Genomic DNA, 20,615 nt, shown 5'->3' with positions numbered 1-20,615 from the left:
GAGCCTAGTATATTAATTAAAAATTTGATACAATAAATATAATTGTTATAAAGGATGTGAAGGTTTTGGAACTAGAGGATAAAGATAAGGATATTATAAAAGAAGTTTTAATAAAAAAAATAAAACCATTTCTTATATATATATTTGGATCATATGCAAAAGGAACTTCACGCGCAAATAGTGATATAGACATAGCATTTTTAGGTGATGAAGCTTTTAGTTAATATGAAATATTTATGATTTCACAAGAGATTGCAAGTTTACTTAATAGAGAAATAGATCTTGTAGATTTAAGAAAATCATCTACAGTATTTAAATCACAAGTAGTAGGAACAGGTAAAACGATTTATTGTAATAATGATACGAGAAGAATGTATTTTGAAATGTATACATTTAAGGAATACGCTTTATTAAATGAAGAAAGAGCAGCTATATTGGAAAATATAAAGAAGAGAGGCAATGTGTATGGGGAATGATAGTGTAGGATGTATTTAAATGAAAATATAACCATAAAAATTCAAGAGAAAAAGGTAACAACAATGATTAAATTCATTGTTGTTACCTTTTTTCTTCTTAGTTATTTGTTTATAATTTTTGATTCACTGTATAAGAAAGATGCGACACCTTTAAATAATACAACAGTTGAGTTTTTTTAAAAATAGAGTATACTATAAAAGAGAACGGAGGTTTTCTAATGCAATATTTGAAGGAAGAGGTAAGAAATAATATAGTAGAAGAATCTCTAAAGGAATTTAAACAAAGGGGATACAAAGGCACATCAATAAGGGGGATAGCTAAAAACTCTGAAACATCAGTGGGGAATTTTTATAAATATTTTCATAGTAAAGATGATTTGTATGAAAAATTAATTGGACCTGTATATGATAGACTAATGGATTACATTAATCAGTTTAATGAAGTAGAAATAAACGAAGAAGCAGATGATATTTTTTATAAATTAATGGAAAAGATAATGGAGATATTTAAAGAAAATAGCATAGAAATTACAATATTACTTAATAAAAGCGAAGGATCGAAATATGGAAATTGTAAAAAGACCTTCGTTGAGTTCGTAACTAGAATAGTTTCAGAGAAAATGAAATATGAGCTGTCACTCCAGGGGAAAAGACTTAAAAATAATTTTATTATTTATCTTATATCATATAACCTTGTGGAGAGTATTTCTATCATTTTAAGAGAGAAAGACGACGGAGCTCAGGTGAGAAAACTTATTATTGATATAATAGATATATTTTATAAAAATATTATGAGCAAGTTAGATTGTGAAAATATAAGTTAGGAGATAAAAAATGAAGAATTTTATAGAACTAAAAAATGTGAAAAAAACTTATACCATGGGAGAAGTTATCATCAAAGCAGTAGATGATGTTTCATTTTCTATAGAAAAGGGTGAATTTGTTGTGGTTATTGGTGCTAGTGGTGCAGGTAAAACAACAATACTTAACCTTTTGGGAGGTATGGACCAGGTTACTACTGGAAATATTATTGTGGATGGCAATGATATAAGTGAATACAATAAAAAAATGCTCACAAAATATAGGCGTGACGAAATAGGATTTGTATTTCAGTTCTATAATTTAGTACAAAATTTAAATGCAATTGAGAATGTAGAGCTTGCAGTTGAAATTTGTAAAAACCCAATGAATCCTGAAGAAGTACTTAAAAATGTAGGCCTTGAAAATAGAATGCGGAATTTCCCGTCGCAGCTTTCTGGAGGAGAACAGCAAAGAGTTTCCATAGCGAGGGCCCTTGCAAAAAATCCTAAGTTACTTCTTTGTGATGAGCCTACAGGAGCACTGGATTATAATACTGGTAAGTCGATACTTAAGTTACTATCTGATACTTCAAAAAAGCATGGCATGACTGTCATAGTCATTACACATAATTCCGCTATAACCCCTATTGCTGACAAGATAATAACAGTTAAAAGTGGTAAAGTTGAAAGCGTAATGAAAAATGATAATCCAATGTCTATCGAAAGCTTGGAGTGGTAGAAGTGAAGAAAACATTTTTTTAAAATTTATTTAGAGACATAAAAAAGACACTTTCGAGGTTTTTATCTATAGTAATAATCATTGCAATGGGAGTAGCTTTTTATGCTGGAGTTCGAGCTACTAGTCCAGATATGAAAAAATCAGCGGATTTTTATTTTAATCAAACTGAGTTTATGGATTTTAAACTTATATCTACACTTGGACTTACAAAGGATGACTTAGCTGAGGTCCAAAAACTAAAAGGTGTAAAAAAGGCTGAGGGTTCATTTTCAATAGACGCAGTAGTTGAAAAAGATAAACATTCCCTGGTGATTAATGTTAATTCAATTCATCCTGAAAGTGGCATAAATAAGATAAAAATCGTCACAGGAAGAATAGCAAAAGTTAACAATGAAGTTGTAGTGGAAGAAGGATTTTTAAAAGAAAATAAACTTAAAATAGGGGATGTTATAGAACTTAAATCAGGAAAAGATGCTTTAATAGATAATGACCTAAAAAATAGCAGATTTAAAATAGTAGGAACAGCGCTGTCACCTTTATACTTATCAGCTCAAAGACAGCTAAGTTCAGTTGGTAATGGAACTGTTCGGGGATTTATTTATATACTACCTGATGTATTTAAAAGCGATGTTTATACAGAAATATATGTAAAAGATGATAGTGAAGAATCAAAAGATAGTCTTATATTAAGTGAAGATTATAAAAAAACTTCTAACAATATGAAGCAAGATCTTAAGGACATTGGAGTTATAAGAAGTAAAGTAAGGTATTCGCAAATATTGAAAGCTACGAAAGGTAAAATAAACATAGCAGAAAATAATGATATTAAAAAACCAGAATGGTATGTTCTTGGAAGAGATGCTAATCTGGGATATGAAACATATAGACAAGATAGTGAAAGAATAGATAACATAGGCAAGGCCTTCCCACTTATATTTTTCTTAGTGGCAGCTTTAGTTAGCCTTACAACTATGACGAGAATGGTTCAAGAAAATAGAATTGAAATAGGAACTTTAAAAGCTTTAGGATATTCAAGAATGGCCATAACTACTCACTATTTAATATATGCACTTTTAGCTAGTATAACAGGTAGCATAGTAGGTGTGTCTTTCGGATTTAGACTTTTTCCTCCACTTATAATGAATGCTTATAGCTCGCTTTATTCTATTCCAAGTTCTTTAACTCCTTTTAACCCTAGTTTAGCGCTTCAATCTTCATTAATCGCTATACTATTTACAACTCTTGCAGCGGGAGCGGCGACACTTGAGGAATTAAGAGAAGCACCAGCATCTTTGATGAGACCAAAACCGCCAAAGGCTGGAAAGACTATATTACTCGAAAAAATAACTTTTATATGGAAAAAGTTGAGTTTTACAAGTAAAGTTACTGCAAGAAATATATTTAGATATAAACAAAGGTTTTTCATGACCGTAATAGGCATCGCGGTGTGTACAGGACTTATGATAACAGGATTTGGACTTAAATCAGGAATAATGGGTGCTGTGGAAAGTCAGTTTACAAATATATATAGATATGATATGCAGTCAACACTTAGGAAAGACATAGACGATAATCAAAAAGATATCACACAAAATAAAATAATGAAAGATGATAACGTAAAATCAGTTTTATTTTCATATACAAAAAATGGAACGGTGGATCTTTATAAATCTGGTAGAGAAGATGCATATTTAGTGGTTACAGAAGATAAGAAGGAACTTAATAAGTATATTAATCTTACAATGAAAGGTACAGATCTAAGCCTTAAAGAAGATGGTGTAATTATTACTGAAAAATTATCGAAACTTATGAATAAAAAAATTGGAGACATATTTGAGATAACCATAAATGATAAGGTGGTAAAAGCTAGAATCTCAGGCATAACAGAGCATTATCTGCAACATTATATTTATATAAGCTCTGATTATTATAAAAAAATAACTGGGGAAAATCTTAAATTTAATGGGTTTTATGGACTTTTAAAATCAACATCAGATAGTGCAGAAGATAACACCACAAAGGTACTAACACGGACTCAAAATATAGGATCTATAAATTACAAAAACAAAGCACATTTTGATTTTAATAAAACCACGAAGAGTATAAATTCAGTGGTGCTCGTTCTAATAGTATCCGCAGGAGTCCTTGCTTTTGTTGTAATATATAACCTTACAAATATAAATGTAAATGAAAGAAAAAGAGAGTTGTCTACAATAAAACTTTTAGGATTTTATGATAGTGAACTTGCACTATATATATACCGTGAAAATATTATATTAACGGTAATAGGAAGCCTAACTGGAATAGCTGTGGGAATACTCCTATGTGGGTTTGTAATTAACACTTCAGAGACTAATGTAATGATGTTTATGAGGAAAATTGACCCTATTTATTTTCTATATTCAGTGTTACTTACAATTTCATTTTCTATAATTGTAAATTTAGTTATGTACAGAGAATTTGGTAATATAGATATGATAGAATCACTTAAAAGTGCAGAATAACACTACTAATTCAAGTAAATGCGTTGTACTTTAGAGATATTGATATTATGAATGACATAGAAAATAATAGCTTTCTTTGTCATGGGAGGATCTGCAAATTATATTATAAAAGCTGTGAAATTAATTTCACAGCTTTTATAGATTTAGACTTCTACTGTATACATTATAGGTTGTGTAATAATAATAGAAAGATAAATACTTCCTAATATACTTCCTTGCCTAAGCGTTAACGAATCTGTACTTATAGTACTTGAAAATGAAACTAAAAGTCTTGGTATTAAGCTCAATTTTCTTGGCTTTTTTCTAAATATATACCTATTAAAAATTCAAATAAAATTAAAATATTAGAATAGAAGGAAGTTGCTAATTTATTACGATCATCCATAGTATTCATATCATATAATTTAAAGTTTATATCTGATATTTTAGCTAATGTATTATCTACATCTCCTGTAAAGGAAACTATTTTTATCCCGTTTTTTTTAGCTGATTCAGAAACTTTTACTAAAAAGTCTGTTTCCCCTGACTTTGAGACACTTATAAATAGCTTTGCTTTAATGGCATTTACATCATAGCTTTCATAAGATTCAGAAAAAATACAATTAAAACCAAGAACTAATAATTTTCTAGTAATATATTTTGCAATAGATTCTGAAAATCCTTGTCCACAGGTATATATGATTTGACCTTTATTTTCCATTAATAAATCTATAAAGTCACTTATTTTTTTAGATTCTATCAATGATAACAATTCGTCTAAGTCCACGCCATAGTATTTATTATTTTTTTGCCCTGAAAAATGCGATTTTTTATCTTTCAATGTAAAATTCAAATTATAATACATATCTAAAAATCCGGAATAACCTATTTTTTTTGCTAGATTCATAATAGTAGTAGTAGATGTATAATTTTCCTTTGCTATACCTCTTACCCCTATTTCTTTAACATTCTCTATATTATTTATAATATAAATTAATATGTTTTCATCTGTACCACTTAACTGATATTTATCCACCATTTTGCTAATATCTAAGTTCATGCGTTTTTCACCTACTATAAATATTATATAATTTGTTTAATAAATGTTGTATTATTTTCACTACTATATTATACCTTATATTCTGGACAATAAATTAAGAAATTTCTACATTTAATTTTATAGATTTTTTTACTTGCATATTTAATAATTAAACAAAGTTAAATATCCCCACAACATGCCAACGGGAGACTTTCTGTAGTAAATGTAGTTGAATTCTAATTATCTCACAAAATAATTAAAAATAAAAAAGAGACTGCCCAAAATAGATCTAAAATCTATTTTTAAGACAGTCCCAACTTTTAAAACACTAAATTATATTCACTTCAACAACTATTTTAATTCAGGCCAATATTCTTTGTTTACTTTAATTAAATCATCTAAAATATTCTTAGCAACACTTGCACTAGGTACAGTTTTAGAAAGTGTAATAGCTTGCCACAATTTTAGATAGGATTTCTCTATCCAAGCTTCAACTACTAATTTTTCTACAGAAACTTGTTGCTGCATTAATCCCTTCTGGAATTGGGGGATTTTTCCTACTACTAATGGTTCTGGTCCATTGCTTCCAACCATACAAGGTATTTCAACCATAGCTGTTGGATCAAAGTTTTCAATGGCACCATTATTCTCTACAATTAATAGCATTCTTTCCTGTGAATTATATGCTATAGCTGTTGCTAGATCAACTATATATGATGCATGATCATCGACATGCAATTCACATCCTTGTGTAGATTGTTGTTCAATAATTTTTCTACACTCACCAAACACAAACTTTTCTCTTCCATCCATTACTTCATTAGCTCTTGTATATTCTTTATTTGAATGTTTAACAACATAATCCTGAAATAAATAATATTTTAAATAAGTATTAGGCAACGTATTTGGGTCTAATGCATATACATCTTTTGCTTTTGCAAAGGTATCGTACCAACTTGTCTCAGTTTCTTGAGTACCTCCTTCACCAATTATATAACCATATTTAGCAACATGTTCTTTTATTTTTGGCATTAAGTCATTTCCAGCAGTATCGCGTATGTCTGTCCACCAACCAAAATGATTAAGACCATAATAGCGAACTTTCATATCTTTTCTAGATTTTAGTCCTAAAATTTCAGCCATGCGTACTTCTGTACCTATTGGCATATCACATATGTTTAATATCTTCGAATTAGGCCTTAATTTTCTGGTTGCTTCTGCAACTATTGCTGCGGGGTTGGAGTAGTTTAACATCCATGCATCTGGTGAATATTTCTCCATATAGTCAAGTATTTCAATAACTCCACCAATGGATCTCATTCCATAAGAAATACCTCCTGGACCACAAGTTTCTTGTCCAAGTACATCATACTTCAATGGGATTTTCTCATCTAATTCACGCATTGCATATTTACCTACTCTTATATGGGCCATAACAAAGTCTGTATCTGTAAATGCTTCTTTTGGATCTGTTGTTACAGTAAATTCAATTTCTGGTGCTTTCTCCTTCAAAACAACAGCACATGCTCCAGCCACTATTGCCTGTCTTTCCTTATCGTTGTCATATAATGTTAGTTTTCTTATAGGAAACTTATCTAAGTTGTCTAAAAGCATTAATATTATTCCAGGTGTAAATGTACTTCCACCACCAGCTATTGTTACTGAAAATTTACTCATTTTTATTCCTTCTTTCTAATTTTATATATAATCTATAAATAGGTGAATTATATTCCGTTTATTTACCTATCCACAGTATTTAACTCCATGATTATTTACAGAAAAATTTTTTTAAACACTAAGATATTTATCAATGTCACTTCTTACTCCACTTACTTTAGGTCCATATATAACTTGAATGTTACTACCATGTTTTATTACACCTAAAGCTCCTGTGGATTTCAAAACTACTTCATCAACTTTATCGGCCTCTGTTATTTTTATCCTTAAACGAGAAAAGCAATTATCCACAGTTTCTATATTTTTCTTTCCTCCAAGAGCTCCCACTATTACTGATGATAAATCAGCACCTTGGGTTTTAACTTCTGCTTCATGCAATGAACTAGTACTAACCTTATCTTTATAATCTTTTTTAGTATATAATTTCACTTCACTATCTTCTCTACCTGGAGTTTTTAGATTAAACTTGATAATTAAAAAATTAAATAAAAAGTAAAATGCGATTAGTTCAACTAAACCTACACCTATAGCTATAGGCCATCTAGTCCTACTAATTCCGGCTGGTAAATTATATGTTAAGAAATCTATAATACCACCTGCTGAATAAGTTCTAACTCCGAGTGCTACTACAATAGTTTGAAATATCCCATCAAATACAGAGTAAGCTACCCATAAAGCTGGTGCTATAAATAAAAATGTAAATTCTAAAGGTTCTGTAATACCAACCAAAACTGATGTTGCTACTGCTGGTATTAAAATAGCCTTTAATTTAACCTTATTCTCTGGTTTAGCTGTTTTGTAAAATGCTAAAGCTGCTCCTACTAAACCAAACATTTTAACCATACCATACTGTAAATATTTTGCAGAAGGATCAAAAACTTTTATTGATGAATCTGTTAACTGTGCTAAAAAAATATTATAAGCTCCAAAAACTGTTTTCCCACCGATTTCTAATGTTCCACCAATATTAGAGTAAGAAAATGGAGTCCATATCAAGTGATGTAATCCGGTTGGAATTAACACTCTATTTAAAAATCCATATAAGAATACACCAACATAACCTGATACATTTATAAAACCTGTTAGACCACTGATACCGATTGCAATAACGGGCCAAACATAGCTAAATGCTATCCCAAGGATTAGTAAAATAGGTACTAAAACTAAAAGAACTAATTTTGTGTTTCCATAAAACGCAAATGCACCTGGAAATTCTTTATTACTAAATTTATTATGAGTAAGTGCTACTACTACACCAAGAATTATTCCTAAGAAAACACCCATATCTATTACTTGAAATCCCAAAATTATAGTTTGACCTGTCCCATATAAATCTGAAGCGGTTTTGTAATTTACTAATTTTCCTGTTAAAGTAAGCCACTCATTATTAGCTCCTAAAAATATTAAAAATGAAAGTAATGCCACAAGAGCCGCTTCTGCTTTTTTGTCTTTTGCCATACCCATAGAAATACCAACAATAGGTAAAAACAATACTGGAACTACTATAGCTCTTGCAAAAACTTGCATTCCACTTACTATTTTTTCTTTCATTTGAAAATTCTCCTTTTCAATTTTATTGAAAGCTTTTGAATGTAATCATTTACTTCTTGTATATGCCGTCTTTTGTAACGATTTGTTATTACTTACATTTTAACAAATTTTTGTATGAATTTAAACAGGCAAGCCCTATTAAAAAACAGGTTAAGTCAATTGATAACCTGTTTTTTATACAAATATAAAAATATGCCCGGGAAATAATTTGTGATTTTCCATGGGCCTTTTTTCTTTGCGTTAAATTATATTTTGAGTTATCTTCAATTTAAAAAAGCTTGATCTGCAGCAGGGATAATTTATCTCAATGTTTGGAAGTATATATAGGAAAACCTAAAAAAAACGGTAGAGACTTATAAATAAAAATTAAGTTAAAAGGTGTGGTGCATTAGAATGATGTTTTTAGACAGAAAAGATGCAGGGGAAAAGCTAACTGATAGTCTTGAAAAATTTAAAGATGAAGATGTAATTGTACTTGCGGTGCCAAGAGGTGGACTCGAAATAGCTTATGATACAGTAAAAAGATTTGGGTTTAAATGGGATTTGATTATTCCAAGAAAAATAGGGGCACCACATAACAAGGAGTTTGCAATAGGTGCAGTGTCTGTGGATGGTAGTTATTTTATAAATAATCATTACGTGAAAATGATTGGTATATCACAAGAGTATATCGAGAAGGAAGTTTTAGAGCAAACAAAAGAAATTAAAAGAAGAATGAAAGAGTACCGTGGAAAGGATACATTTCCTGAGGTTAAAGATAAAACAGTTATAATTATTGATGATGGGATTGCTACGGGATTTACTATCCTGGCTGTAATAAAATCTGTTAAAAAGCAAGGAGCTAAAAAAATCATTCTAGCTATTCCTGTAGGTCCTATGGAAGTTATTGAAGAATTCAAAGAACTTGTAGATGAGGTAATATGCCTATATATACCAGATGAATTTTATGCAGTAGGTTCATATTATAAGGATTTTAAGCAAGTTATAGATGAAGAAGTATTTAAAATCATGAATGAATTGAGGGGATAAATTAGGGAGTATAAGCTCGTTGCGATAGATTGTGACGTTTAAGGGTAGTCATGACTAGTATAAATAAACGCATTATGCTTCAAAATGTACAATAGCGTTTTTGCTTATGCAATTGAATAATATATAGTATAATATAAACTATATATTATTCAACGAGAGAAACTTTTTTAAGGGGGAATTTATCTTATGAATAAACAACAATTTGGAGTTATAGGCGTTGGTGTTATGGGTAAAAATTTAGCAATAAACGTTGAAAGCAGGGGGATATCTGTTTCGGTTTATGATCGAAGTAAAATTGCCACAGATAAGTTATTAATAGAGGTGAAAGAAAAAAATATTGTGGGAACATACTCTATAGAAGAGTTTGTGAACTCTATTGAAATTCCGAGAAAAATATTGATTATGATTAAAGCAGGAAAGCCTGTGGATGAAGCAATAGAAGAATTAATACCATATATATCAAAGGGTGACATAATAATTGATGGCGGCAATTCATTTTTTATGGATACAATACGTAGAAGTAAGAAACTTGAAGATTTGGGTTTTAAATTTATAGGGGCAGGAGTTTCAGGAGGAGAAAAAGGGGCTTTAAAAGGCCCAGCGATTATGCCAGGAGGCCAGATTGATGCTTATAAAATAGTAGAACCAATTTTAACAGCTATATCTGCAAAAGTAGATGGAGAATCGTGTTGTACTTACATTGGATCAAATGGGGCAGGACATTATGTAAAGATGGTTCATAATGGTATTGAGTATGCAGACATGCAGCTTATTTGTGAAGCTTATGCACTTTTAAAAGGAGTTCTTGGACTTTCTAATGATAAAATTCATGATGTGTTTGCGCAGTGGAATAAAGGTGAGCTGAATGGTTATTTAATGGAAATAACTAGTGAAATATTTGCACAAAAAGATAATGAGTCCGGAAAGCACATGGTTGATATTATTTTAGATAAAGCAGGCCAAAAGGGAACCGGGAAATGGACGAGTCAAAGCGCTCTAGATTTAGCGCTGCCAATACCTACAATAACAGAGGCTGTTTTTGCACGTTGCATTTCGAAAATAAAAGATGAACGAGTGTTGGCAAGTGATATACTAAAAGGGCCAGATGAATTATTTGAAGGGGATATAAATGAGTTTATAGAATCAGTAAGAAGAGCTCTTTATACAAGTAAAATATGTTCATATGCACAGGGATTCGCGCTTATGAAAGCTGCAGCAGTAGAATATAACTGGGACCTTAAATATGGCGAAATTGCTAAAATATTTAGAGGTGGGTGTATTATTCGCGCTCAGTTCCTTAACAAGATTAACGTTGCCTATGAAAATGATGCTAATATTAAAAATCTAATGTTAGATTCTTATTTCAAAAATATCATTAGTAGTTACCAAAAGGATTGGCGATTTGTAGTGTCCACAGCTGTAAATTTAGGTGTGCCAGTTCCGGGATTTTCTAGTGCACTAATGTATTATGACGGTTATAGAAGTGCAAATCTCCCAGCAAATTTACTTCAGGCACAGAGAGATTATTTTGGTGCCCATACATTTGAAAGAGTTGATAAAGAAGGGACATTCCATCATGAATGGGTAAGTAAAACTAAATAATAAATATCAAAACCTGTAGTTTATATTTTAGACTGCAGGTTTGTTTTGTTAAAAAGATATAATGCCTAGCACTTTATATTTGTATTCTAGAAGTCATCACATTAAAGTTATATATGTATATAATAGTATATATATATTTTTTTATATTTTAATAATTTGAATACAAAAGATTATAATATAAGAAGGGGGAATCGGCATGTATTTGATCCCATTGCCACGCAAAGTCATAGAACGCGAAGGATTATTTTTGATAGGCCACAATACTGCCATTGTGTTAGATGTGGCATTGGATGATAACGATTTGGAAACGGCGAAGATGTTACAGCAGGAAATTAAAAAGGTTATCGCAATTACGCTTCCTATTAAAAAAGTGTTACGGAGTGCAGGGGATCTTTATGAAAACTGCATTTGCTTTCAATATGACAATATAGATACAAGAAAAGAAGCTTATATGCTGAGTGTGAGATCAAATAAAATTACAATTACCGCCTGTTCAAGCCGCGGATTCCTGTATGGAGTAGCTACGCTAATTCAGCTATGTAAGATATCACGTGCGGAAATTGGATGCACAGATATTGAAGATGAACCATCTTATTCAAACAGAGGATATATGCTTGATGTTAGCCGCGGAAGGGTGCCTACTATGAACAGTCTGAAAGTGCTGGTTGATCGGTTGTCATTGTATAAAATCAATCAACTTCAACTGTATATGGAAAACTGTTTACGACTAGATGGATTTGAGGAAATTTGGTCGCAGACTGATCCTTTTACTCCGGAAGAAATTTTGGAACTAGATTCTTACTGCAATAAAAGAGGCATTGAACTGGTACCTTGCATAGCATCATTTGGACATTTGTATGATTTACTCCGTTCAGAGAGCTTTGGTAAATACAGAGAAATGAATACCGGTCAGGGTGAGGCATTTACTTGGTATAACCGTATGAGATACCATATCATTAATGTGTCTGACCCCGATAGTTTTGCTCTTATCACAGGAATTCTTGACCAATACATGCCATTGTTTCGCAGTGATAAAATAAACATTTGTTGCGATGAGACATTTGATTTGGGTAAGGGGAAGAGTGCTCCTATGGCAAAGGGAATGGTTTACGGAGAGATGTATCTTTCTTATGTGAATAGGTTAGTGGAATATCTTCAAAGTAAGGGAAAAAAGGTAATGATTTGGGGTGATATTCTGCAGAATCATCACGAACAGATGGGTAAACTTAATTCGCAAGTTACTTGCCTTAACTGGTATTATAATTATGGTGCTAAGGAAGAAGTTGTTAAAATTTTTGCAGATATCGGTTTGAAGCAATATGTATGTCCTAGTGTATCAGGTTACAGTAGGTTGGTGAATGCATATGACATGAGTTTTACTAATATAAGAGAGATGGCTAAGTTAGGTAATCAGTATCATGCGGTGGGATTTTTGAATACAGACTGGGGAGATTGTGGACATATTAATATGCCGGCACTTGCCATTCCCTGCATGATTTATGGCGCAGCACAGGGTTGGAACGTTGAGGACGACAGGGATTTTAGCACCATAGACAAGGCTATTTCACTGGTTGAATATGAAGATCGCGGGAAAAATCTGGTAGGGCTGTTACGTGAACTTTCTCGTCAAGATATAATTACTTTTAACGATATGGCATTTTTCAGGGATTATAAGGTGTACAATCAGACATACAATGATCGTGGAACCTCGCTATATGAAAAAGCTAAAAATGAAATGATGTTGGTTTCAGAGAATCAACTTAAGGGTGCAGTTACCAAATGCAGCGAAATCATAAATTTCCTTAAACAAAATGATAGTGGTTCATATGCAGAACGCCAAGAAGAAATGCTAGAGTATTATCTTGCTGCTCGTGGTGTAGCACTTATGCAGGAGTTGACGCTGATAATTAAAAAGCGTGAGTATGCTCAGGATGTACAGCCACTGGATACTCCTTATGAATTGGCTAGTAAGCTAGAATATTGGCTGATGGATTACTGTACGGAGTGGAGGACTGTCAGTCGCGAGAGTGAATTGTATCGAATAAAAGAATTTGTTTGGCAAATCTGCTCCATCCTGCGAAAATACGATACAAAGTTACACAGTTGATGATGGATTCAAACAGAGCGATGATTCTTCAAAAATTATATAATAAAAGCTGTGAAATTAATTTCACAGCTTTTATTATATAATCATCTTCTGAAATGTCATTCTATAAGAACTGTTTCCTATTATTGTATAAAGACTTATAACCTAAGTTTAGGGATAAAAAAACTGTTATACAAACAGAAGTACAAACTGCAATCATAATGGCTATTTGGTACATAATCGCTGTGGTAGGTAGTGTACCTGACAACATCTGTCCTGTCATCATTCCCGGTAAAAAAATTATTCCCATTCCTAGCATGGAATTCATTGTAGGAATTAAGGCGGTTTCTAAAGCATTATTAGCAAAAGGCTTTAAAATATCTCTAGGCTCCACTCCTAAATTGAGTAAAGTATTAATTTTATTTTTTTCTTTGCTTATATCATCCATAAAGGTTTTTATTGCAATGTTTACTCCCGTCATAGAGTTACCAATAATCATACCAGCTAAAGGTATAGTGTATTGAGGGTTGAATATGGATTTACCAACAACTACAGTTACAAAAAAGACTAGAATAAAAAGTCCCGAAAATGTTAAAGAAGCTCCTATTGCAATTTTGAAATTTTGATTTAAGTCTTTTTTACTTTTAATTACTCTATCAATAGAAAATACTATCATAATTACTAAAAAAATTATAGTAAATATAGGCTTTGGATTACTAAAGACATATTGAAGTATATAACCCACAATTACAAGTTGAACTGTCATTCTTAAACTTGCAACTATAAGAAGTTTTGTTTGATTAACCTTTGATTTTTTCATAATTATGAGCACTATAATTAGAAGTAAATAAATAAGTGAAAATTGGAAAATACTTAGCTGTACTGCTCCTTTCATATTTATGCCTCCTTAACTATTTCAACTTTATTTTCACAAAACTCATCAACAATAGTTTTATTGTGGCTTACAATTACAATTTCAATGTTTTTTGCCTTGCAGAAATTTATTATATTTATCATCATTTCATGACTGTTTTTTTCATCTAATGCTGAAGTTGGCTCGTCGAGTAATATAATATCAGGACATAATGATAAAAAAATAGATATATAAACCCTTTGACGTTCTCCACCAGAAAGGGTAGATGTATTTTGGTCAAGTGGAACATTTACGCAGCAAAGATCGGTAATGTAGGTAATATATTCTAAGCTAGGCATAGTTTTTTGTCTTAGTGAATAAAAGGTTTTAAAATTGTCTATTATGCTTTCATCAAATAGGAAAACATCCTGAGAAACTAGGCTTACTTCACGTCTTAGAGCAATAGGGTCATATGCACCAATTGGTGTACCTTTATATAATAATTCACCAGATATTGGGGTTATAGATTGGTTTAACAGTTTTAAAAAAGTGCTTTTGCCACATCCACTTTCCCCAACGATAAAATTAATCATTCCCTTTTGAACTTTTACGTCATTATAAGTTAAATTGGATTTGTAAATAAGATTGCTTGCTTGAAATAATAATTCATTCATTTAAAATGACCTCCAAAAAAATAATATCTAAAATAGATATACAAATTCGATAACAAGTTTATCAATTAAGAATATCACTGGATAAAATTAAATGCAACAATATACAAAGTGACCTTCTGATACTTCTACCAACTGACCTTTTTCTTCTAAATGAACATCTACAATCGGATTATACTTGATACGGGCTCTATTTTCTGCACAAGCTGGATCAGGGACAAGTATTGATGAAAACAGTGCCTTAGTATAAGGATGAATTGGATTGCGATATAATTCGCAAGTTTCAGCGAGTTCAACAATTTTTCCATGATACATAACCCCTACTCGGTTGCAGACATACCTTACCATTGATAAGTCATGTGAAATAAATAAACACGTCATACCATTTTCTCTTTGAAGCTTTTTAAATAAATTGATAATTTGAGCTTGAATTGAAACATCTAAAGATGCAATTGGTTCATCAGCAATGATGAATTCCGGATCAAGACTAAGCGCTCGTGCAATTCCTACACGTTGTCTCTGTCCGCCTGAGCATTCAAATGGATAATAGTCTTTATAGATTTTATCAAGGCCTACCAAGTTCATAAGCTTATAAACTTTATCCATGCGTTCTTCTTTCTCCTTATACACTTTTTGGATTATAAGAGGTTCCTCAATAATTTCTTTTATAGTCATCCGTGAATTTAGAGATGATGTTGAATCTTGAAATATAATTTGCATATTTCTATTTATAAGTCTCTTTTGAGCTCTGTAAATTTTAGGATCTGATATAAGATTTCCCCTATAATAGATTTCTCCCTCTGTTGGCTTATGGATATTAATAATGCTTCTGCCAGTAGTTGATTTACCGGAACCGGATTCACCCACCAAGCCAAATACTTCTCCTTTATAAATTCCAAAAGATATATCATCAACTGCTTTAATTAAAGTATTTCTATCTAATTTGAAATATTGCTTTAAATTTCTCACTTCCAATATTTTTTCGGTTTTCATTTCATATCACTCCACATTTCTCAAATTTAATGGGGGATTTATTTTTGGCGCATCTTTGTGTAAAAGCCAAGTTGCAGCACTATGTGTATCACTGATTTTAAACATTGGTGATTCAGCTAGATAATCCATCTTCAAAGCATATTTGTTTCTCACCGCAAAAGCATCACCCTTTGGCAGGTTCAGTAAATTAGGTGGCATTCCTGGTATGAAATTCAAAAATTCCTCATCAGAATCAATTTTAGGTAAAGAGGACATTAATCCCCAAGTATAGGGATGCCTTGGATCATAAAAAATATCTTTAGCTGTGCCAATCTCAACAAATTTACCTGCATACATAATTGCAATTCTTTGGGCAATATTTGCAACAACACCTAAATCATGCGTGATAAATATGATTGATATACCAGTTTTTACTTGTAACTCTTGAATAAGATCTAATATTTGTGCTTGGATAGTTACATCTAAAGCAGTGGTTGGTTCATCAGCAATTAATACCTCAGGGCTACAGGCCAGTGCTATTGCAATAACACTTCGTTGTATCATTCCCCCAGAGAAATGATACGGATACTGATTAAATCTTTTTTCTGCATGATCTATCCCAACAAGTTCCATAAATTCTATGCTTTTCCTTTTCGCTTCCCTTTTGCTAATTTTTTGATGAATGAGTACCGCTTCCATGATCTGTTTGCCAATAGACATAGTGGGATTTAAAGAAGTCGTAGAATCTTGAAATACCATAGATATGTCCTTGCCTCTCACCTTATTCATAGATTTTTCCGATAAATTTGTTATGTTCTCTCCATTAAGAATAACTTCTCCACTTTTTATACAGCCATTTTCGGGAAGTATGCGTAAAATGCTTTTACATAATACTGATTTTCCAGATCCTGATTCTCCAAGTATCGCTAAAACTTCTCCTTTTTTCAGAGAAAAAGAAACATCTCTAACCACCTTCACTTCACCCGCTTTAGTTGAAAAGCTTACGACTAAATTATTTACTTCTAACAAATTGTCCATATTCGCTCCTATTCATTAATAACCACAAAACAACATTATGGCGCCTTTGTAGTTTCTCTTTATTTTTTAAATTTTCTACTGAATTGTCCAGTCTGTAATATTCCGGAATATTCCGACGCCATGGTGGCCTAATACTGTTTCTGGGGTAATCCCTTTTATATTAGGTTTTGCAACATATAAGGCATCGATGTATGTGATAAATGTATATGGCATATCTTTAGCTAATTCAATTTGGAATTCTTTGTAATATTTTAATCTTTCAGCTTCGACATCAGTTTCTCTTGCTTTCTGTAATAACTCATCAACTTTGGCATTTGAATAGCTGTTGAAATTACTACCTTTACCTGTTACAAACACTTTATAAGTATGATCGTCCGGATCAAATGGACTTCCCCAGCCAATCAGGAATGCGTCTTGATTCTCCCAATCGATTTTTGGCTGCAGCGCAACCTTCATATCAACCCCAATTGCTTTAAACTGTTGAGCACAAACGTTCGCCATATCAACTCTAACCTGGTCTCCTTCATTGCAGTTGACAGTAAATGATATTTTCTTATTGTTCTTTTCATATATTTTGTCCTTGCCAAGCTTCCAGCCCGCTTTTTCAAGCTCTTGCTTCGCTTTTTTAGGATTATAATTAAATTTTTCCATATCAGGGTTGTTATATTCTCCGGCCTGAAGTGGTGAATATGCTACTTTACCCTGTCCTAATAGAACACTGTCCAAAATAGCTAATCGATCAATAGCGTAACTTAAGGCATTGGGCAGTTCTGGATTTAACTTAAATAAGGGACTATTAAAATTATACATAAGTCCTCTGTAGTCTGATGTTTTCATATCATAAACAACAAGATCCTTATTACTTTGAAATTGACCTGCATCATGTGGTGTAACCTGCGCTAAATCCAATTCTCCGGATTTTAATTGCAGGGCTCTTGCCTTTGTATCCTCTATAATTTTAAAGATTATTTTATCAATTTGTGGTTCTTTTACATAGAAATCTTTATTTTTTACAAGAGTAATACTTTGTCCTTTATCCCAGCTCTCCATTTTAAATGGACCAGTTCCGATTGGAAATTGATTAAATTTATCTGTTGCAATATCTTTTCCTTCTAAGAGGTGCTTAGGTAAAATACCAATTGTCAAATAATCCAGCATCGCAATATTTGGTGCCTTTAAAGTTATTTTTACCGTAGTCTTGTCTACCACTTTAATATTGGTAATATCTTCATAGTTGGAGGCTATTTCTGAAGCATTTTTAGGATCCATAATTGTATCTAAAGTAAATTTTACATCCTCTGCCGAAAAAGGTTCATTATCATGCCATTTAACATCATTTCTTAATGTAAAAGTGTATGTTTTTGTAGCTTTATCATATTCCCAACTTTTTGCAAGTCCTGGAACAATCTTATTGTTTTTGTCATGAGTCGTAAGTCCACTAAAAATCAGGGAATTAATTTCTCCATGTTCATATAATGCGGGATTAATACTTGAATAATCCCCACTTCCATAAACTAAAACCTTTTCATTCGACGCTGTTTTCTTATCAGTACTACTATCACCGCCACAGCCTACCAATAAAACCATGCTCATAATCAGCGCCACTCCTAAAATCATCTGTTTTTTTAATTGCATAATTTTTCTCCTTAATATTTATTGTTTTATATAAAGCATCAATATTTATATTAGAAATATTGATGCTTTATATCTTTATAAATTACTAAATTCTTTATTGTTTTTCTTCCTTACATAGTTGCCTATATTCGTTATGCAAACCAATGTAACCACTAAAAATATACCCGGAATCAAGATAATCCACCAATAATTTGATAACAATGCCTTTTCCGAAAGGGAGAGCATACTACCCCATGAAATAATTTCAAGTGGAAGTCCAATCCCTAAAAAACTCAAAGTTGATTCTATTGCAATGGCACTTCCAATATTAATAACCACCATAAACATTATTGATGAAATGAAATTTGGTAGCAGATGCTTTTTTAAAATATAAAAGAATTTACCTCCAGCACATTTCGCTGCTAAAATATAACCACTATTTCTAATTTGCCTTACTTCACTTCGTACAATCTTAGAAATGTTCATCCAACTAGTAAGCCCAATTACAATGGAGAGGGATACTGGATTTGCTTGTCCTATCATTGCTTGAATGAAAATCATGGCCAAAATCGATGGTATACTAAGTGCGATTTCAGTAAAACGCATCATAATATCATCTACTAATTCAGATGCAACACCACTGAGGCTTCCAACTACAATTGCGATTGTAGTTGATATGATCGTAGCTAATACCCCGATAAACAAAGAGATTCTACCACCATACCAAATCATAGTAAAAATATTTCTTCCTAAAGAATCTGTGCCGAAATAAAAGTTGCTGTTAGGAGCTACATTAATATTACCTAGGTCCATATAAGAAGGATCAACTTTCGTTATTATCCCGTAAAAAATACATCCAAGGATGATTGTAAGTAACATTCCTATTGAGATATAAGGTCTTTCGTTTATGTGTTTTTTAAAGCTTTTTCTTTTAGCTACTTTTATCGTTTCTGGAACATAATTTTCTCCAACTATTTTAAAGTCCCTATATTGTCTTTCCAACAATTCTCACCCCGATCATGTTTCATTCTTGGATCTATTTTATCATTAATTACTTGTGCTAACATATTTACGAAAACCACCAATATCCCTGTTATTAAGCAAAGTACCATCAGCATATTATAATCATGATATTTAGCGCTCTCAAAGGATAAAGAGCCAAGTCCAGGATAAGAAAAAACTTTTTCTACCACATAAGTTCCTCCTAAAATATGAGAAACGGATATTGACATAATACTAATATAAGATGGCATAATATTTTTCAAACAATGTTTATATACAATTTTCTTTTTACTTAAACCCTTAACTTTGCATAATAACACATAATCTTGTCTGGTTTCTTCTACTAATTTATTTCTAATCATGTATGTGTAATACCAAAGGTGACTCAATATCAGAACAATTAAAGGAAGTAGAAGATGCTCTACTCGACTTCCAATGTTGCTGGATTGCCCCAGCCCATAGGCACCACTTGAAGGTAATATCTCTAAATTAATACTAAAAATTAAAATCAGTATAAGAGATACCCAAAACGATGGGATACAAGTGGTTATAACACCTATTTTGCAAATAATTTTATCTATGAGCTTGTCCTCATGTAAGGTGCAAAAAATTCCTAAAAGTAGAGCAAATAAAAAGGTTAATATATAAGCAAGCCCCCCTAGTATAATTGTATTTATATAAACATCTTTAATTACTGTCGTAACGCTTTGTTTATATTTGTAAGATATACCATATTCACCATGAGCCGCATTTGCTAACCAGCTAATATATTGCCTATATATAGGGTCGTTTAATCCGAGCTTTTTCATTGCATCCAGTTTTTGTGTAGTATTCATCCTCTCAACGCCTTCGCCATAATAAGACATTAAAGGATCTCCAGGTGATAACCTTGCCATATAAAAGACAATGATAGACAGCAGAAATATAACAAAGATGAACTGTACTATTTTTTTTTCTATGTAAATCACATTATTCATAACATT

At 31.8% G+C, this 20,615-nt stretch carries 16 protein-coding genes and 1 pseudogene; 7 read left to right on the top strand and 10 right to left on the bottom strand.

Features of this window, described 5'->3' with window-relative positions; translation table 11 throughout:
• The first annotated feature begins 56 nt into the window (after positions 1-56).
• From KTC94_RS06570 to KTC94_RS06555, 4 genes and pseudogenes are all read left to right on the top strand, one after another.
• Positions 57-476, top strand: a pseudogene (locus KTC94_RS06570) (nucleotidyltransferase domain-containing protein).
• Positions 477-694: 218 nt separating this feature from the next.
• Positions 695-1,300, top strand: a complete 606-nt coding sequence (locus tag KTC94_RS06565) for a TetR/AcrR family transcriptional regulator (RefSeq protein ID WP_216302898.1) — start codon at positions 695-697, stop codon at positions 1,298-1,300.
• 10 nt (positions 1,301-1,310) lie between these two features.
• Complete coding sequence (locus tag KTC94_RS06560; RefSeq protein ID WP_216302897.1) at positions 1,311-2,015, top strand: ABC transporter ATP-binding protein; 705 nt, start codon at positions 1,311-1,313, stop codon at positions 2,013-2,015.
• Positions 2,016-2,101: 86 nt separating this feature from the next.
• Entirely contained in the window at positions 2,102-4,519 is a 2,418-nt protein-coding gene (locus KTC94_RS06555) for an ABC transporter permease (RefSeq protein ID WP_258876422.1), read from the top strand.
• 283 nt (positions 4,520-4,802) lie between these two features.
• Here the strand turns inward: KTC94_RS06555 and KTC94_RS06550 are convergent, their stop codons facing one another.
• The 3 genes from KTC94_RS06550 to KTC94_RS06540 all read right to left on the bottom strand — a co-directional run bounded on the left by KTC94_RS06550 (position 4,803) and on the right by KTC94_RS06540 (position 8,765).
• Complete coding sequence (locus tag KTC94_RS06550; RefSeq protein WP_220320003.1) at positions 4,803-5,558, bottom strand: MurR/RpiR family transcriptional regulator; 756 nt, start codon at positions 5,556-5,558, stop codon at positions 4,803-4,805.
• 330 nt (positions 5,559-5,888) lie between these two features.
• Positions 5,889-7,214 carry a 6-phospho-alpha-glucosidase gene (locus KTC94_RS06545; protein WP_216302894.1) on the bottom strand — a complete coding sequence of 442 codons (1,326 nt, stop codon included), beginning with the start codon at positions 7,212-7,214 and terminating at the stop codon, positions 5,889-5,891.
• Positions 7,215-7,325: 111 nt separating this feature from the next.
• Positions 7,326-8,765 carry a PTS transporter subunit EIIC gene (locus tag KTC94_RS06540; RefSeq protein ID WP_220320004.1) on the bottom strand — a complete coding sequence of 480 codons (1,440 nt, stop codon included), beginning with the start codon at positions 8,763-8,765 and terminating at the stop codon, positions 7,326-7,328.
• A gap of 393 nt (positions 8,766-9,158) precedes the next feature.
• On the opposite strand from KTC94_RS06540, the gene KTC94_RS06535 reads away from it, so the two are divergent.
• From KTC94_RS06535 to KTC94_RS06525, 3 genes are all read left to right on the top strand, one after another.
• Positions 9,159-9,794: a phosphoribosyltransferase gene (locus KTC94_RS06535; RefSeq protein WP_258876423.1), complete on the top strand. Its 636-nt coding sequence runs from the start codon at positions 9,159-9,161 to the stop codon at positions 9,792-9,794.
• Between the two features lie 186 nt (positions 9,795-9,980).
• Positions 9,981-11,396, top strand: coding sequence for an NADP-dependent phosphogluconate dehydrogenase (gene gndA, locus KTC94_RS06530; RefSeq protein WP_220320005.1), 1,416 nt, complete (start codon positions 9,981-9,983; stop codon positions 11,394-11,396).
• A 196-nt stretch (positions 11,397-11,592) separates the two neighbouring features.
• Positions 11,593-13,503: a family 20 glycosylhydrolase gene (locus tag KTC94_RS06525; RefSeq protein WP_216302889.1), complete on the top strand. Its 1,911-nt coding sequence runs from the start codon at positions 11,593-11,595 to the stop codon at positions 13,501-13,503.
• A 103-nt stretch (positions 13,504-13,606) separates the two neighbouring features.
• Here KTC94_RS06525 and fetB read toward each other — a convergent pair whose 3' ends face one another.
• From fetB to KTC94_RS06490, 7 genes are all read right to left on the bottom strand, one after another.
• Positions 13,607-14,377, bottom strand: a complete 771-nt coding sequence (gene fetB / locus KTC94_RS06520) for an iron export ABC transporter permease subunit FetB (RefSeq protein WP_220320006.1) — start codon at positions 14,375-14,377, stop codon at positions 13,607-13,609.
• A gap of 2 nt (positions 14,378-14,379) precedes the next feature.
• Positions 14,380-15,009: an ATP-binding cassette domain-containing protein gene (locus KTC94_RS06515; RefSeq protein ID WP_220320007.1), complete on the bottom strand. Its 630-nt coding sequence runs from the start codon at positions 15,007-15,009 to the stop codon at positions 14,380-14,382.
• An 87-nt stretch (positions 15,010-15,096) separates the two neighbouring features.
• Positions 15,097-15,999: an ABC transporter ATP-binding protein gene (locus tag KTC94_RS06510; protein WP_220320008.1), complete on the bottom strand. Its 903-nt coding sequence runs from the start codon at positions 15,997-15,999 to the stop codon at positions 15,097-15,099.
• 6 nt (positions 16,000-16,005) lie between these two features.
• Positions 16,006-17,016, bottom strand: a complete 1,011-nt coding sequence (locus KTC94_RS06505) for an ABC transporter ATP-binding protein (protein WP_220320009.1) — start codon at positions 17,014-17,016, stop codon at positions 16,006-16,008.
• Between the two features lie 75 nt (positions 17,017-17,091).
• A complete protein-coding gene (locus KTC94_RS06500) occupies positions 17,092-18,651 on the bottom strand; it encodes an ABC transporter substrate-binding protein (protein ID WP_220320010.1) in 1,560 nt (519 codons plus the stop codon).
• Positions 18,652-18,726: 75 nt separating this feature from the next.
• Positions 18,727-19,632 (bottom strand): ABC transporter permease, encoded by a 906-nt coding sequence (locus KTC94_RS06495; RefSeq protein WP_220320011.1) that lies wholly within the window; start codon positions 19,630-19,632, stop codon positions 18,727-18,729.
• The gene (locus tag KTC94_RS06490) at positions 19,602-20,609 is read right to left on the bottom strand and encodes an ABC transporter permease (protein WP_369811887.1); all 1,008 of its coding nucleotides are present in this window, start codon (positions 20,607-20,609) and stop codon (positions 19,602-19,604) included. The genes KTC94_RS06495 and KTC94_RS06490 overlap by 31 nt, the downstream gene beginning before the upstream one ends.
• Positions 20,610-20,615 lie beyond the last annotated feature (6 nt).

It is taken from the genome of Clostridium sp. CM028 (assembly GCF_030585565.1).
Taxonomy (GTDB): Bacteria; Bacillota; Clostridia; order Clostridiales; family Clostridiaceae; genus Clostridium_AD; species Clostridium_AD estertheticum_B.
This window is presented reverse-complemented; position numbering and strand designations above follow the sequence as displayed.

Bases quoted from the DNA above. Each gene is read 5' to 3' on its own strand.
- KTC94_RS06565 (WP_216302898.1), top strand. From the start codon at position 695: ATGCAATATTTGAAGGAAGAGGTAAGAAATAATATAGTAGAAGAATCT.
- KTC94_RS06560 (WP_216302897.1), top strand. From the start codon at position 1,311: ATGAAGAATTTTATAGAACTAAAAAATGTGAAAAAAACTTATACCATG.
- KTC94_RS06555 (WP_258876422.1), top strand. From the start codon at position 2,102: ATGGGAGTAGCTTTTTATGCTGGAGTTCGAGCTACTAGTCCAGATATG.
- KTC94_RS06550 (WP_220320003.1), bottom strand. From the start codon at position 5,558: ATGAACTTAGATATTAGCAAAATGGTGGATAAATATCAGTTAAGTGGT.
- KTC94_RS06545 (WP_216302894.1), bottom strand. From the start codon at position 7,214: ATGAGTAAATTTTCAGTAACAATAGCTGGTGGTGGAAGTACATTTACA.
- KTC94_RS06540 (WP_220320004.1), bottom strand. From the start codon at position 8,765: ATGAAAGAAAAAATAGTAAGTGGAATGCAAGTTTTTGCAAGAGCTATA.
- KTC94_RS06535 (WP_258876423.1), top strand. From the start codon at position 9,159: ATGATGTTTTTAGACAGAAAAGATGCAGGGGAAAAGCTAACTGATAGT.
- gndA (WP_220320005.1), top strand. From the start codon at position 9,981: ATGAATAAACAACAATTTGGAGTTATAGGCGTTGGTGTTATGGGTAAA.
- KTC94_RS06525 (WP_216302889.1), top strand. From the start codon at position 11,593: ATGTATTTGATCCCATTGCCACGCAAAGTCATAGAACGCGAAGGATTA.
- fetB (WP_220320006.1), bottom strand. From the start codon at position 14,377: ATGAAAGGAGCAGTACAGCTAAGTATTTTCCAATTTTCACTTATTTAT.
- KTC94_RS06515 (WP_220320007.1), bottom strand. From the start codon at position 15,009: ATGAATGAATTATTATTTCAAGCAAGCAATCTTATTTACAAATCCAAT.
- KTC94_RS06510 (WP_220320008.1), bottom strand. From the start codon at position 15,999: ATGAAAACCGAAAAAATATTGGAAGTGAGAAATTTAAAGCAATATTTC.
- KTC94_RS06505 (WP_220320009.1), bottom strand. From the start codon at position 17,016: ATGGACAATTTGTTAGAAGTAAATAATTTAGTCGTAAGCTTTTCAACT.
- KTC94_RS06500 (WP_220320010.1), bottom strand. From the start codon at position 18,651: ATGCAATTAAAAAAACAGATGATTTTAGGAGTGGCGCTGATTATGAGC.
- KTC94_RS06490 (WP_369811887.1), bottom strand. From the start codon at position 20,609: ATGAATAATGTGATTTACATAGAAAAAAAAATAGTACAGTTCATCTTT.